Origin of the sequence: Staphylococcus sp. EG-SA-18 (assembly GCF_017151825.1) — a bacterium.
Classification (GTDB): Bacteria; Bacillota; Bacilli; order Staphylococcales; family Staphylococcaceae; genus Staphylococcus; species Staphylococcus aureus.
Window position 1 is genome coordinate 1 of the sequence record NZ_JACYVY010000043.1, and the last position, 14,290, is coordinate 14,290.

At 31.7% G+C, this 14,290-nt stretch carries 15 protein-coding genes and 1 riboswitch; of the genes, 2 read left to right on the forward strand and 13 right to left on the reverse strand.

Annotated elements, in window-relative coordinates; translation table 11 throughout:
• Positions 1-342 precede the first annotated feature (342 nt).
• Positions 343-1,002: a (d)CMP kinase gene (gene cmk, locus IDG66_RS09915; protein ID WP_000644391.1), complete on the reverse strand. Its 660-nt coding sequence runs from the start codon at positions 1,000-1,002 to the stop codon at positions 343-345.
• A 76-nt stretch (positions 1,003-1,078) separates the two neighbouring features.
• On the opposite strand from cmk, the gene IDG66_RS09920 reads away from it, so the two are divergent.
• Positions 1,079-2,047, forward strand: a complete 969-nt coding sequence (locus tag IDG66_RS09920) for an asparaginase (RefSeq protein ID WP_000681769.1) — start codon at positions 1,079-1,081, stop codon at positions 2,045-2,047.
• Between the two features lie 114 nt (positions 2,048-2,161).
• On the opposite strand, the gene ypdA is transcribed toward IDG66_RS09920, so the two are convergent.
• The 5 genes from ypdA to IDG66_RS09945 form a co-directional block, all read right to left on the reverse strand.
• A complete protein-coding gene (gene ypdA, locus IDG66_RS09925) occupies positions 2,162-3,148 on the reverse strand; it encodes a bacillithiol disulfide reductase YpdA (protein ID WP_001174260.1) in 987 nt (328 codons plus the stop codon).
• A 160-nt stretch (positions 3,149-3,308) separates the two neighbouring features.
• Positions 3,309-3,425, reverse strand: a complete 117-nt coding sequence (locus tag IDG66_RS09930; protein WP_031867547.1) for a hypothetical protein — start codon at positions 3,423-3,425, stop codon at positions 3,309-3,311.
• A gap of 124 nt (positions 3,426-3,549) precedes the next feature.
• The gene (gene ebpS, locus IDG66_RS09935) at positions 3,550-5,010 is read right to left on the reverse strand and encodes an elastin-binding protein EbpS (RefSeq protein WP_001837323.1); all 1,461 of its coding nucleotides are present in this window, start codon (positions 5,008-5,010) and stop codon (positions 3,550-3,552) included.
• A 152-nt stretch (positions 5,011-5,162) separates the two neighbouring features.
• Positions 5,163-6,542, reverse strand: a complete 1,380-nt coding sequence (locus IDG66_RS09940; protein ID WP_000902120.1) for a RecQ family ATP-dependent DNA helicase — start codon at positions 6,540-6,542, stop codon at positions 5,163-5,165.
• Positions 6,532-7,485 carry a YpbB family protein gene (locus tag IDG66_RS09945; RefSeq protein ID WP_001163801.1) on the reverse strand — a complete coding sequence of 318 codons (954 nt, stop codon included), beginning with the start codon at positions 7,483-7,485 and terminating at the stop codon, positions 6,532-6,534. Before IDG66_RS09945 ends, IDG66_RS09940 begins: the two co-directional genes overlap by 11 nt.
• 107 nt (positions 7,486-7,592) lie before the next feature.
• Here IDG66_RS09945 and IDG66_RS09950 point away from each other — a divergent pair, with 107 nt between their 5' ends.
• Positions 7,593-7,841: a ferredoxin gene (locus IDG66_RS09950; protein WP_001151997.1), complete on the forward strand. Its 249-nt coding sequence runs from the start codon at positions 7,593-7,595 to the stop codon at positions 7,839-7,841.
• Positions 7,842-7,946: 105 nt separating this feature from the next.
• Here the strand turns inward: IDG66_RS09950 and IDG66_RS09955 are convergent, their stop codons facing one another.
• From IDG66_RS09955 to lukS-PV, 7 genes are all read right to left on the reverse strand, one after another.
• Positions 7,947-8,492 (reverse strand): ECF transporter S component, encoded by a 546-nt coding sequence (locus tag IDG66_RS09955; protein WP_001186912.1) that lies wholly within the window; start codon positions 8,490-8,492, stop codon positions 7,947-7,949.
• A gap of 61 nt (positions 8,493-8,553) precedes the next feature.
• Positions 8,554-8,688: riboswitch (FMN riboswitch) on the reverse strand.
• A 213-nt stretch (positions 8,689-8,901) separates the two neighbouring features.
• Positions 8,902-9,816: a DUF1672 domain-containing protein gene (locus tag IDG66_RS09960; protein ID WP_000476339.1), complete on the reverse strand. Its 915-nt coding sequence runs from the start codon at positions 9,814-9,816 to the stop codon at positions 8,902-8,904.
• A gap of 56 nt (positions 9,817-9,872) precedes the next feature.
• Entirely contained in the window at positions 9,873-10,790 is a 918-nt protein-coding gene (locus tag IDG66_RS09965) for a DUF1672 domain-containing protein (RefSeq protein ID WP_000476881.1), read from the reverse strand.
• 57 nt (positions 10,791-10,847) lie between these two features.
• A complete protein-coding gene (locus tag IDG66_RS09970; RefSeq protein ID WP_000476866.1) occupies positions 10,848-11,753 on the reverse strand; it encodes a DUF1672 domain-containing protein in 906 nt (301 codons plus the stop codon).
• Positions 11,754-11,843: 90 nt separating this feature from the next.
• Entirely contained in the window at positions 11,844-12,029 is a 186-nt protein-coding gene (locus tag IDG66_RS09975) for a hypothetical protein (protein ID WP_000470336.1), read from the reverse strand.
• A gap of 248 nt (positions 12,030-12,277) precedes the next feature.
• Positions 12,278-13,261 carry a Panton-Valentine bi-component leukocidin subunit F gene (lukF-PV, locus tag IDG66_RS09980; RefSeq protein ID WP_024937002.1) on the reverse strand — a complete coding sequence of 328 codons (984 nt, stop codon included), beginning with the start codon at positions 13,259-13,261 and terminating at the stop codon, positions 12,278-12,280.
• Positions 13,257-14,195: a Panton-Valentine bi-component leukocidin subunit S gene (gene lukS-PV, locus IDG66_RS09985; protein ID WP_000239545.1), complete on the reverse strand. Its 939-nt coding sequence runs from the start codon at positions 14,193-14,195 to the stop codon at positions 13,257-13,259. The genes lukF-PV and lukS-PV overlap by 5 nt, the downstream gene beginning before the upstream one ends.
• Between the last annotated feature and the right edge of the window lie 95 nt (positions 14,196-14,290).

Consider the following 14,290-nt stretch of genomic DNA (forward strand, 5'->3'; position numbering starts at 1 on the left):
GTGTATATTAGGCATCATTCTTTAATCATTATATTTGTTAATCGTAATAATAAGTCATTGCTAAATAGCACTTTAATATTGATGTATTTTAAAGCATCTCTTTAATTTTAAAAAAGTAAATTTAAATAACATGCTATTTTAGCTTTTTTGTTAATACAATTCATAGGTTGTTTATAAATCAGTTGAATTACTAATATGCTTGGTTTAATTACGCACTTTTATTTCTAGTATTATCGTTATTCGTTTATAAATTAACAAAAGACCATTTCTATTCGATTAGAATAAAAACAGCCTTTTCCGTTCATCAAGTAATTATAAATTTTATTAATGTTAGCTTCTTAATTATTTAATTTGACTCACCATCGCTAAAATTTCGTCAGTAACTTCTTCAATCGACTTGCCTGTCGTATCTAATGTCACTGCATCATCTGCTTTTCTTAATGGTGATATTTCACGGTTCATGTCATATTGATCACGAGCTTCAATATCACGTTTTAAATCTTCAAAATTTGATTCGATACCTCTTAATTGATTATCTTTATATCTTCTTTCTGCTCGCTCTTCAACTGATGCAATCATATATACTTTTAAATCTGCATCTGGTAGCACTACAGTTCCGATATCGCGACCATCCATTACGATACCTTTTTCTGCAGCTAACTCTTTTTGTTTTTTAACGGCGAATGAACGTACTGGCTCTTTAGATGCAACGTATGAAACATGTTGCGTCACATCATTATTTCTTAAAAAGTCTGTTACATCTTCGTTATCTAAAATGACACATTGACCTTTATCTGCTTTATAAGTTAAATCTAATGTTGTTTGGTCAACTAGTTTTGCAAAGTCCTCAGTTTTGTTTAATTTTAAATATTTGTATGTTAATGCACGATACATTGCTCCTGTATCGACATAAATCATTGATAGTTCGCTGGCTACACGTTTCGCAATTGTACTTTTTCCGGCAGCAGCTGGACCATCTAATGCAATATTAATGGCTTTCATGCGTCATTTCCCTTCCTTGTCGTTTTATGAATAATATTTTATCATAATTAGGTAAATTAAATATAGGAGGAAATATATGAAACATCTACTTGTTATTCATACTGGTGGCACCATTAGTATGTCACAAGACCAATCTAATAAAGTAGTAACAAATGATACCAACCCTATTTCAATGCATCAAGATGTCATAAATCAATATGCACAAATAGATGAATTAAATCCTTTTAATGTACCATCACCTCATATGACAATCCAACATGTTAAACAATTAAAGGATATTATTTTAGAAGCAGTAACAAATAAATATTATGATGGTTTCGTTATCACGCATGGTACCGATACGTTAGAAGAAACTGCCTTTTTACTTGATTTAATATTAGGTATCGAGCAACCTGTTGTTATTACTGGCGCAATGCGCTCGTCTAATGAAATTGGTTCTGACGGATTATATAATTATATTTCCGCTATTCGCGTTGCCTCTGATGAAAAGGCCCGTCATAAAGGCGTGATGGTTGTATTTAATGATGAAATTCATACGGCGCGTAATGTTACCAAAACACATACGTCTAATACAAACACATTTCAAAGTCCAAATCATGGTCCGCTAGGTGTATTGACAAAGGATCGTGTGCAATTCCATCATATGCCATATCGCCAACAAGCATTGGAAAATGTCAATGACAAACTAAATGTACCATTAGTAAAAGCATATATGGGTATGCCAGGTGACATTTTTAGTTTTTATAGTCGAGAAGGTATCGATGGTATGGTTATTGAAGCGTTAGGACAAGGCAACATACCTCCAAGCGCATTAGAAGGCATTCAACAATTAGTATCTTTAAATATACCTATTGTGCTAGTTTCACGTTCCTTTAATGGTATTGTGAGTCCAACTTACGCATACGATGGTGGTGGTTACCAACTCGCACAACAAGGTTTTATTTTTTCTAACGGTTTGAATGGTCCAAAAGCAAGATTAAAATTATTAGTTGCGTTAAGCAACAATTTAGATAAAGCTGAAATCAAATCATATTTTGAATTATAATGATTACGTAACATAAAAAGGTCTATGTACAATCATTAGTCATCAACCTCATTTGACATATCATGAATGTCAGTCGTTGTATAACTAAGATATTTAGTACATAGACCTTTATTTTTATGATTCTAACGGCGTTTGTTTCTTAGCTAGCATGCTTTGAGCAATAATGCCACCGTGGAATTTACCATTTTCAATAAAAATGGTATTCGCATCATTCCCTGCAGCAATCACACCTGCAATGTAGCAATTTTCGATATTTGTTTCGTATGTCTCTTTATTATACATAGGCGCTGTTCCAAATTCATTTGTATTAATTTGAATACCTACAGATTTTAAAAATTCATAATCGGGATGATAACCAATCATCGCAAAAACATAATCATTGTGTATCGTTTTACTTTCACCATTTACTTCATAAGTCACAGTATCTTCAGTTATTTGGGTAACATTAGCATTAAATTCCATGTCAATTTTTTCATGATTTACTAATGCTGTGAAATTTGGAAGTATCCACGGTTTAATTGAAGGCGAATAATCTCCACCACGATATAGAACCGTCACGTTAGCACCAGCTTTTTCCAACTCCAAAGCAGCATCGATAGCCGAATTCTTACCACCAATAATAACAACATCTTGATCAAAATACGGATGTGCCTCTTTAAAATAATGGAACACTTTAGGTAAATCCGCACCTTCAACCTCTAATGTATTATGCTGACCATAATAGCCTGTCGCGATTGTTAAAAATCGACATTCATAAACATCTTTCGTCGTAGTAATTGTAAATTTATTATTCATTTTTTTAACAGTTAATACTTCTTCAAATGCATTTACTTTTAATTGATGATGTTTTACAACTTCTCGGTAATAAACTAGCGCTTGATTACGTCTTGGTTTACTTTCTTCAACGATAAACGGTACGTCCCCAATACTTAATTTATCACTTGATGAGAAAAATGTTTGGTGAGTAGGATAATTATATATTGATTCAACGACATTACCCTTTTCAATAATTAAGGTATCAATACCTTTTCTTTTTTGTTCAATAGCCGCACTTAATCCGCATGGCCCTCCACCAATTATGATACTTTCAACTTTTTGCATTGTTTCGGCCTCCTTTAATCCCAAACTATTATAACAGTTCAGTGATTGATGCGCTAAGTCTGTGCTTGAAGATTTATGATATATTTTCGACAATTTGTTTAATATGCATAGAGAATTGTTAGCTACGGAGTTGAATAACACTACAATTTAATATGTTGATTTATTTTTTATTCTTCCTCGTTAAATTTGTTGATTGTGGTGTTTTATCTTTTTGATGACTATGTAAAAAATTTAATTGATATGCCAATATTCGAGACAACACCTTGTTAAATAACAAACTTTGAAAAATGAAAAAACCGCTACATACTTATAAGCGCAATTTAAGTTCTCCAAAATATTTAGAGATACTTTTAATATGCACGTTTGTATATAGCAGTTCAGTTACAATTTATATAGTTATATTATGGAATAACGATTTGTTGACCGTTTCTAATATTGTTACCACTTAAACCATTGGCACGTCTAATTTTTTCAACATTTTCCGGTGAACCTGAACCGTAGTATTGAATTGCGATACGGTATAAGTTTTCTTGACCATTCACTGTATGTCTTTGGCCACCACCTTGACGTTGTTGTTGCTGTTGTTGATTTTGATTAGCTTGTTGTTGATTTTGATTATTTTGTGCTTGATTGTTCGCTTGATTAGCGTTGTTTTGATCATTATCAGATTCATCTTTAGTCGCTTTGTCTTGATCCTCTTTTGATTTATCACTGTCTGTAGATTTTGATTTATCTTTAGAAGCGTCTTTAGATGTGTCTTTGTCTTTACTTTCATCAGCATTATTTTTATTTGTATTCGCGATTTTATTTTCTTTTGTACCATTATTATGATTGTTTAATGCCATGCCTCCAAATATCGCTAATGCACCGATAATTAGTACAGCTGCAATTAATGGTAACAATACTTTGGCCATGCCACCTTTTTTACGTTCTTTATCTCTGTCATGATTGTCATGTTCATCATGGTTTTGGCTTGCATTATTAGAGGCATGTGGTTTTGAAGCGGCAGAAGCACTTTTACTTGCTGCGCCTCCAGCCAAACCTGCTGTTCCAGCACCGATCGCTGCACCTTTTTTGCCATTATGATGATCTTTAGACTTATCTTGAGACACTTTATCCTCAGTCGAGTTATTCGACTTGTCAGAATTACTTTTGTTTTGAGCGTCATTTGAATGTTTCTTAGCTTTAGAAACACCCATTGCACCAGCTGCACCTGCAACACCCGCTGTTCCAGCACCAATTGCTGCGCCTTTTTTACCACTATGATGATCTTTAGATTCATCTTTGTCTTGCTTAACAGTTACATCATCATGTTTATCTTTTGATGTATTTGCTTGGTTAGCACCTGTTGCAAAATATGGTTTAGGTTGCTGAGATTGTTCAGCTTCACTCTTATCAGAAACTGTTGAATGCTCAGTGTTATTTTCTGCTTCTTTAATAGTCTCGTGTTTATCATTGTCTTCGATTGGTTCTGGATGTGATTTATCCATTGCAAAAGCATTCTTATTATAATATTCCTCTTCATGTTGAGGTGTACTGTCTTGATGGCTAGGTTCTTGACTTTCAGTACTGTGTGATGATTCGACTTGACGATCATCTATTGTGCCAGCCTCATTTTGAACATTGTCTTCAGATGTTTGTGATTCATTGTGAACTTGTTTATTATGATTCGTTGCTAAATCACGGCGTCTTTTTCTTCTTTGGGCATTTCTTGGCGGAAACTGTTGCTCCGCATTCTCTATTGTATCCTGATGTTCTAATTCTGATTGGTCTTTTTCAACATCTTCCGTATGGTCTTGATGTGAATTTGTGTCTATCGATTGACGATTTTTTTCAAAGTCATCTTTAAAATTATTAGACATAGCCATCTTCCTTTCTATTCTATTACAATGATTTTACATAAAATATACCCACATGACATATGTTTATGTATATTTTTCAAAATTATTTCAATCATTTTTCAATTGTGTATACACTAATTATAGCTTGTCAATTTTCTTTTAGTAAAGTAATACTATCTGAGAAATAAATTTTGCAACTTTTCATCAAATCCAATACTTCTAATTACCTTCTTCTTATTTAAAATTGCGATATCAGTTATATTAGAATCATTGTCACAACATCGATCTTGTGCCGGTGGATATTCACCGAAAAATTCTAATAAATACTTCCGTCTACATTGATCCAATTTGCAATAGCCAATCATGCGAAAGAATCCTAATTGCTTTCGTTTAAATGATTGCTTAAATATCTGTTTCAAGGCGCCGATACTATAGAATGAATGCAACGTTGTCAAAACGTCTTGTTTATCGGGAGCTAAAAATTCTCCTATTTCGAAATTTTGTACATCTTCTTCTGTTATCATATCTGCAAATAATAACGTTTCTAAAATATATTTATCGTCCGGTTGGAATAAACTAATTGCCTGACTTAGTTCACCATCGCGACCCGCACGGCCAATTTCTTGAATGTAGTTAGAAGGACTTGTTGAAAGATGAAAGTGAATGATTGTGCGAATATCTTTTTTATTAATTCCCATACCAAAAGCACTCGTTGCGACTATAATCGGAATATCATTATTTAAAAATTGTTGTTGAACTGTGTGTCGCTCTTGATAATTCATATCACCATGATAAATACCTGTAAGAAAACCTGAATCATAAATAAGTTGCGCTAAATTCAGACACATCTTTTTCGATGAGACATAAATAATCGTTGGTCCCGACTGTTGTAGAAACGGCAGCAACCACTCAATTTTATCTTCGTCATCATGAAAATTAAGATGCTTAAAGCTTATGTTTGGGCGATTCATTGTAGTTTTAATAACGTTAAATTGAATCGCTAACATTTCCGTCAAATCATCTTGTAAATGCGGTGGTGCAGTTGCTGTCAATGCTAAGACAACCGCTTCTTTAAAATGCTTTGTTACTTTTCCTATTAGAGCATAATGTGGTCTGAAATCATATCCCCATTCAGATAGGCAATGTGCTTCATCTAGAACAATCATGCCAAAGTCTATCATAGATATTAATTTAAAATTTGACGGTTGCAAGAGAAATTCTGGACTTAGAAAGATGAAGCGGCTATGTCGTAAACATTTAATATTATGCTTTTTCTCAATTTCATCCATACCAGAGTGAATACATGTTACACGTTTTTCTCCATTTATTTTCAACTGCATAACTTGGTCATCCATTAAAGATATTAACGGTGAGATAATTAATGTCGGCTTACCTGATAAATACGTAGGTATTTGATAACACAAACTCTTTCCACTTCCAGTTGGAAGTATACCTAGAGTGTGTTGTTGAGACATTATACTTTCTATAATTTCCTGTTGTCCCGGTTTAAAACTCTCGAATCCAAATTTGTTTCGTAAAATATCATGCAACATTCAGATCACCTCTTTCAAATCCAACGATTAATACTTTTAATTGAAAATATGATAACGTGTCAAATTGTTCTTTGTAAAATTTTAATCGTTCGCCACGATGCTGTTGATAAAAATTCAAAAACTGGAGTTGATCTTCTAGTTCAACATAATCATCGTAATTAGACATGTAACCTTTGATTAAGATTTCAAGTACATGATCTTCGATAGTATTGATTTTAACTTGTTGTTGAGCCGCTATATCTTCCATCGTGAATTGTTCAAGCAATTTTGTATAAGTAATATAAGTTTGATTTAATAATGTAGGTTTCATTATTATTTTTGATAAAATAGTATATTCTCCACTTTCTAATTCAAACATCATTGTCACTAAATTATTCATTTCGTATTCAAACAATTGCTGTTGAGATAGCTTTTCTATTAAACTAACTTGCTGTCTCGTATACATTGGTTCATCATAGCCTTGCAAATAATAATGTAAGTAACATGGCCCTTTTAAAGTTATTGCTTTAAACAAGTTATGTAGTTCATTTTCAAAATCAATTTGTAATTGGTTTTCTTTAATGTAGTTATAGACAATCTTTACAGTTTCTTGTATCTTATTATTTTGAGAGATTGGTACAAAATGAAAAACATGTTGTTTGGTATTAGACATGGTTTGCACTAATAGTTGAATTGCTTGAAATGTTTGCCCCATGCTTTCAAATGTATATCTAGGATGCAACATGATTTCCATTTCAGCATTAAATTCATTGATTTTTTCTAAAAATAGCTCAAAAGACGGATATTTTAATAGTGGTAAACTGTGATATAATGACAACTGTTGTTGACTACAAGCGTCAAAAAAGGTTTGGTGAGATTTCTTACCAACTAAGATATTGTAAATACTTTTATTTGTTTTATAGTTAAATGTTTGTTGTAATGCTGTTTTTATAATGTGTTGCAAATTTAACCCTCACTCTGTAAAACGGATAATTTGAAAATAAAAATGATGCTGTCTAAAATTTTAGTCACATTACTATTTTAGCATTTTTATCAAAGGAGGCGAAGACATTGGCAAAATATACAATCGTTGATATGGATACTTGTATTGCATGTGGTGCATGCGGTGCAGCAGCGCCAGATATATATGATTACGACGACGAAGGTATTGCTTTCGTAATCCTTGACGATAACCAAGGTACTGCAGAAGTACCTGAGGAATTATATGAAGATATGGAAGATGCAATTGATGGATGCCCTACAGATTCTATTAAAATTGCAGACGAATCATTTGATGGGGACGCTTTAAAATTTGAATAATTGATTTTTTAGACAAATGTTCTATAGAAAAAGCAGGCAAGCTATCGTTTATTGATAGTCACCTGCTTTTTATTATTATGTGTATATTATTTTGCTTTAATTTGATTAAATTCTTTTCAAGAAATTCGCAAGCCTTCTATATAGTAAAATAAATACAATAGAAATAACGATACCTTTAATAATATTGAATGGTATAATTCCTGAAACAATGATTACTTTAAGATTATTTGCGATATCAGCTAAGTTAAATATCATACCGTACAAAGGTAATAGAACGAAATAGTTCAAAATACTCAACACGATAGTCATAACGATTGTTGCAATGATTAATCCAGTAATCAAAGATTTTGTTGAACGTTTATTTTTATAGATGGCGTAAGCAGTTAATAAGAAACTTGCGCCTGCTAAAAAGTTAGCAAATGGTCCAACTGGATCGCCCATACTAAATAAGTAGTTCAATAAATTTTTAACCAGTGCAACTACGATACCGGCAACTGGTCCAAACGTAAATGTAGCTAGTAGTGACGGTACATCACTAAAATCTAAAGTTAAGTATGGTGGCAAAAATGGTATAGGAAACTTGATAAAAGTTAACACAAACGCAATCGCGCTCAACATACTTATTGTGATAAGACGTTTATTTTGTTGCATATTCAATTTTCTCCTTCCATTCATCTCGTAAGAATAGGAGGATTATTGCACAACAAAAAACCTCCATCTTCTCCCATCCAGACTATACTGTCGGCTCTAGAATCTCACTAGATCAGCCACTAATATGATACATACTAGCAGGTCGCAGGCTTAATTTACTGCCGGTTGGGAATTACACCCGACCCCGAAGATGAATTTTACATTATTAAATTTAATTCCCATTAATTTTATACTATATATCACAAAACCTCAATAACTATGCTTAAAATGAAAATTAATTAAGTTGGTGATGTATAATGAATTTGCGATTTGCGAGCATTGGTTGGAATGTTGTTTGTTTGATTAATTTTTGAGATGGCTTTTTTGAACCTATCTTTTTATTGTTTTTAGTTTAATCATTCGTGTTAGCTTATTCATGATTAAATACACCTACTTCTATTACATCCTTCTTACTATAATTAGGTCTTGTTGTATTTATATATTTATTAGAAATTTGAAGAGAAACATTCAAATCATGAGGAATATTCTTTTTCTTTTTTAGCACTTCAGAAAAATCAATCATCTCGTCTATTGTATTATCTTTAGTAAAATTATCTTTAGTACTAAATAAAGTTGTAACAACATATGGACGTGATTTATCTTTAAGTTGTTTTTTTGAGTTTCTGATACCGTCCCTAAAAGACTTATCATCCTCTTTGATTAAGGGTTGAAAATACTTTTTATATTCATCTAAAGTATATGGAATTGCAGTCAAATAATAATACTCATTTCTAAAACCACTATTCTGCGTTTTCATAATTGCATTTTCAGTATAACCAGTATATTTATATTTACTTTTATATTCTTTTAAAACTTCTGTTAAATTATCCAACTCTTCCTTATGTGCTCGATATTCAAAGCCACTCAACACTGTACCAACTAAAGTACTCATATCATCGCCTTTATCCTCACTTCTTAATGAGCTATCACTGTCAATAATTGATTTGTCAAATGGAATACTCGCATTAAATACGATATCGTGGTCATCACAATGCACGTATACTTCTACGCCGTCGCCACTACCTACAACATTCGTAGCTTTAACTTTTAGACCGAAGTTATCCATAAAAAATTGTTCGCCACGTTTAGCAATTTTATCTTTATGCTTCTTCGCAAATTCAATCGCATCTTTTTCTGCAGGTGGTTGGAAGCCTTGACCTACATATTTTGAAGCTTCCATTTCTTCTGGTACTGATTTTGTTTCTTTATTAGATTCGTTATTGGTAGTTGAACATCCTGATAGTATTATCGTTGCTATTAAGATTAGTTTAATTCTTTTAAACATAGCTCATCTCCCATTTATGTGTTTGTTTAGAATATTAAAAGCAATTTTTTAAAATTTTATTCACCTTTACTGTGCACCCCATATTCTATTGGACGATTATCATCATAAAAGGCTTTTTTAGTATTAATAGTAGGCTTACCTATTTGAATTGTAATTGTAGATTTATCTGGTTTATTTTTTAAATTATATAATTTATCACTTAGTTCAATTACATCATCTTCTGTATTGTCATTAGTAAAATTTTTCTTTGTACTAAACAGTGTCGCTACTGCATCTGTATCAGCGGCATAATTCACTTCTTTTCTTGCTCGTTCCATTCCTTCTTTGAATTCCTTATCATTTTTTTGAATCAAAGGTTCATAATACTTTCGATATTCTTTTAAACTTCTAGAAGAGTATGTAATATAAAAATATTCATTTTTATATCCAACGTTTTGTGTCTTATTAATTGCTTCTTTAGTAAAACCTGTATATTGATATTTCTTTTCATTTTCTTTGAAAAATTTATATAAGTTATCATACTTTTCTTTTTGCGCTCGATATTCAAAGCCACTCAGCACTGTACCCACCATCATACTCATATCATCACCGTTGTCATTACTACGCATTGATCCTTTTTGATGGATGGCATCTTTGTACAAGGGCAAACTTGCATTAAATACAATGCCATGATCATCGCAATGCACATAAACTTCTATACCATCATCTTTACCTACAACATTGGTAGCCTTTACCTTCAGTCCAAAGTTGTCTTTAAAGAATTGTTCACCTACTTTTTCAAATTCTTTACGATGCTTCTTCGCAAATTCAATCGCATCTTTTTCTGCAGGTGGTTGGAAGCCTTGTCCAACATATTTTGAAGCTTCCATTTCTTCTGGTACTGATTTTGTTTCATTGTTGGATTCGTTATTGGTAGTTGAACATCCTGATAGCAGTAATGTTGCTATTAAGATTAGTTTAGTTCTTTTAAACATAGCTCATCACCCATTTATGTGTTTGTTTAGAATATAGAGAAATTAGCTGATTTCAAGTCATTCGACCTCAATCCTTATAGACTCATTATCACTGTAATTAACTCGATTAGTACTAATAGTAGATTTTGCTAGTTGTAAAAATATTTTCGTATTTTCAAAATTAAGGTGTAACTTTTTCGTACTTTCAGACAAATCTATAACATCATCTAATTTTTTGTCCTTTGAAAAGTTACTACTTCTCGAAAACAATGTTGTATGTACTTCTATTGCAGCTTTATAGCCTACTCCTTTCCTTGCTTGTTTCATACCTTTTTTAAAATTCAGATTATTTTTCTTTATTAGGGGTTCGTAATATTTCCTATATTCTTGGAGCGTCGGTATATTAGCAACTATATAAAAATATTCATTTTCATATCCACTATTTTGTGTTTTGTTAATTGCCTCTTTAGTAAATCCTGTATATTGATATTTCTTTTCATTTTCTTTGAAAAATTTATATAAATTATCATACTTTTCTTTTTGCGCTCGATATTCAAAGCCACTCAACACTGTACCAACTAAAGTACTCATATCATCGCCTTTATCCTCACTTCTTAATGAGCTATCACTGTCAATAATTGATTTGTCAAATGGAATACTTGCATTAAATACGATGTCGTGGTCATCACAATGCACGAATACTTCTACACCGTCGCCACTACCTACAACATTTGTAGCTTTAACTTTTAGTCCAAAGTTATCCATAAAAAATTGTTCGCCACGTTTAGCAATTTTATCTTTATGCTTTTTCGCAAATTCAACCGCATCTTTTTCTGCAGGTGGTTGGAAGCCTTGACCTACATATTTTGAAGCTTCCATTTCTTCTGGCACAGATTTTGTTTCATTGTTGGATTCGTTATTGGTAGTTGAACATCCTGATAGTAGAATCGTTGCTATTAAGATTAGTTTAGTTCTTTTAAACATAGCTCATCACCCATTTATGTGTTTGTAAAACTTTTATGTTTGAAAAAACTACTTATTCTCAATGAAAACAAGTAGCATTTAATAAATTAATTAGTATACAGCTAGTTTTTCTAATTGTTCTTTAACTTGAATTAAGTTTGACCGTATTAGAGAGGCAGATTGATCCATCGTTTGAATTGCTTGTCCTTCATTTTCGTTCAAGCCATTACAAACAACTTCAAACTGTTGTGCCATTTGATCAAGACGCGCATGAGCTTGTGTGTTTAAAATAAACATATCGTCATAATGTGATGGTAAATTGACATTTCGTCGTTGTACGCAAATGTATAAAACCCTTGTTATACCAAGTTCTTTATTATTTTTAACCTTTTAAATTTTCCACAAGTGTTTGTCCTTATTTAAATAATCCGCCCTTTTTTTGCCCTGAAAAAATAACCACGTCAATTAAGACGTGGTTACCCTAATATAGAAAGAAAGTGTTTGTAAATTTTAACATATTTAAGATTTTTTGATTATCTATCTGTTTAGCTCATAGGATTTTTTTCCTTAGATTGAGTATCTATTAATTTAACTGTATGATTTTCCCAATCAACTTCATAAATTGATGTATGAGTTGCTCTATTTTCATCTTTATAATTATTACCTATCCAGTGAAGTTGATTCCAAAAGTTTGTATATCTATCCATTTCTCTTTGATAAGTAACAGTAATTTTCGATTTTTTTGCAGCGTTTTGTTTTCGAGATAGGACACCAATAAATTCTGGATTGAAGTTACCTCTGGATAACACTGGCATTTTGTGATATTCCAAGAAGTTTTGTCCAGCATTTAAGTTGCTTTGTCTTGAGCCTAAAAACATTTCATTACCATAAGTTGAATGATAACTATCTCTGCCATATGGTCCCCAACCATTATTCATAATTTTATGTGCTTCAACATCCCAACCAATTTTTTTGAAATTAGTTCTTTTATCTAAGCTAGTTCTATAGCTTTCTTGTTTATAGTTAATTGTCTCTGAAAAAGATTTTGAACCATTACCTCCACCTGATAAGCCGTTAGAGATATTAATATCTCCACCATAAGAATAACCTACCGTTTGTTGTACTTGAAATTCTTCATTTTGATTTTTAGGTGCATAATCTACAACGTTTACTGAGTCATTAGAATCTGAATTAATTGAAATGTTGTACTTAGAACCCCAATAAAATTGAGAACTAATAGTGTCTTTTGGATTTGGCTTTGTATAGCCAGAATAAATGTTTCCAGCAGCTTTGAGTATTAATGTATCTTTATCATAACTTTTATCTTTAATAAAATTAAAAGTTAAAATCTGAGAAATTTTTAACTTATCGGAATCTGATGTTGCAGTTGTTTTGTACAAAGTAATTTTATCATCAACCTTTTTCTCACTTACAGGTGTGATATGTTGAGCTGCATCAACTGTATTGGATAGCAAAAGCAATGCAATTGATGTAACAACTGATGATTTGACTATTTTTTTCATATCAATTATGTCCTTTCACTTTAATTTCATGAGTTTTCCAGTTCACTTCATATTTAACTGTGTAATTTCTGTTTACAAATGCGTTGTGTATTCTAGATCCTTCTAAATAACTATTGCCATAGTGTGTTGTTCTTCTAGTAGCATGAGTAACATCCATATTTCTGCCATACGTTATTTCAAATTCACTTGTATCTCCTGAGCCTTTTTCATGAGAAACAGTTGCAATAAATGAAGGATTGAAACCACTGTGTACTAATGGGGGTAATTCATTGTCTGGAACAAAATAGTCTCTCGGATTTTGACTATATGGTTTATATCCAACAAATAAATTTGGATCATGTCCAGACATTTTACCTAATGATGTGATAAATGAATTAGCTTTTATTCCCCATTGAACACTTTTTGAATTTTGACGTTCTACTTCACTGATATAGTTTTGTTGATTATAACTAATTGTTTTTGAATAATTAAATGAACCATTACCTCCTGTTGATGGACCACTATTAAAATTACCACCTATGTTATAACCTAATGTTTGACTAACATTTACTGAATCTATTTTATTTTTAGGTAGATAATTTATTAAATCTACATTGGGGTCATTTGTTTTGAGACCAATATTGTATTGGAAAGGCCACCTCATTGCTTTTATATGATCTGTGTTTTTGTAATTGTAATAAGTAGTCTTTGAATTGATAAAACCTTGCATTTTTAAAATCAAAGCGTCTTTGTTATACTTTTTATCTTTAACAAAATCAAACTGAATATTTTGTGTGACCCCCCACTTATCGCTACTTGTATCTTCTGTTCTTTTGACTACCTCAGCGCCATCACCAATATTCTCAATATTGTTATCAGCTTTAGATTCATGAAACGAAGTAGCAATAGGAGTGATTATTCCTAACGACAATGTTGCAGCTAATAGTCTTTTTTTGACCATAAAAATCATTTCCTTTCTTTATAAATTTTATTACATTTTTATATTAAACCTTTTTAACTTTTAATAAAATTAAATATTTATTAAAAGATTTACCG

What these genes read in the sequence shown, in the direction of transcription:
- ypdA (WP_001174260.1), bottom strand. Translation starts at nt 3,148, where the DNA reads ATGCAAAAAGTTGAAAGTATCATAATTGGTGGAGGGCCATGCGGATTA.
- IDG66_RS09960 (WP_000476339.1), bottom strand. Translation starts at nt 9,816, where the DNA reads ATGTTTAAAAGAATTAAACTAATCTTAATAGCAACGATAATACTATCA.
- IDG66_RS09920 (WP_000681769.1), top strand. Translation starts at nt 1,079, where the DNA reads ATGAAACATCTACTTGTTATTCATACTGGTGGCACCATTAGTATGTCA.
- cmk (WP_000644391.1), bottom strand. Translation starts at nt 1,002, where the DNA reads ATGAAAGCCATTAATATTGCATTAGATGGTCCAGCTGCTGCCGGAAAA.
- IDG66_RS09975 (WP_000470336.1), bottom strand. Translation starts at nt 12,029, where the DNA reads ATGTTTATTTTAAACACACAAGCTCATGCGCGTCTTGATCAAATGGCA.
- IDG66_RS09970 (WP_000476866.1), bottom strand. Translation starts at nt 11,753, where the DNA reads ATGTTTAAAAGAACTAAACTAATCTTAATAGCAACGATTCTACTATCA.
- IDG66_RS09965 (WP_000476881.1), bottom strand. Translation starts at nt 10,790, where the DNA reads ATGTTTAAAAGAACTAAACTAATCTTAATAGCAACATTACTGCTATCA.
- lukS-PV (WP_000239545.1), bottom strand. Translation starts at nt 14,195, where the DNA reads ATGGTCAAAAAAAGACTATTAGCTGCAACATTGTCGTTAGGAATAATC.
- IDG66_RS09955 (WP_001186912.1), bottom strand. Translation starts at nt 8,492, where the DNA reads ATGCAACAAAATAAACGTCTTATCACAATAAGTATGTTGAGCGCGATT.
- IDG66_RS09940 (WP_000902120.1), bottom strand. Translation starts at nt 6,542, where the DNA reads ATGTTGCATGATATTTTACGAAACAAATTTGGATTCGAGAGTTTTAAA.
- ebpS (WP_001837323.1), bottom strand. Translation starts at nt 5,010, where the DNA reads ATGTCTAATAATTTTAAAGATGACTTTGAAAAAAATCGTCAATCGATA.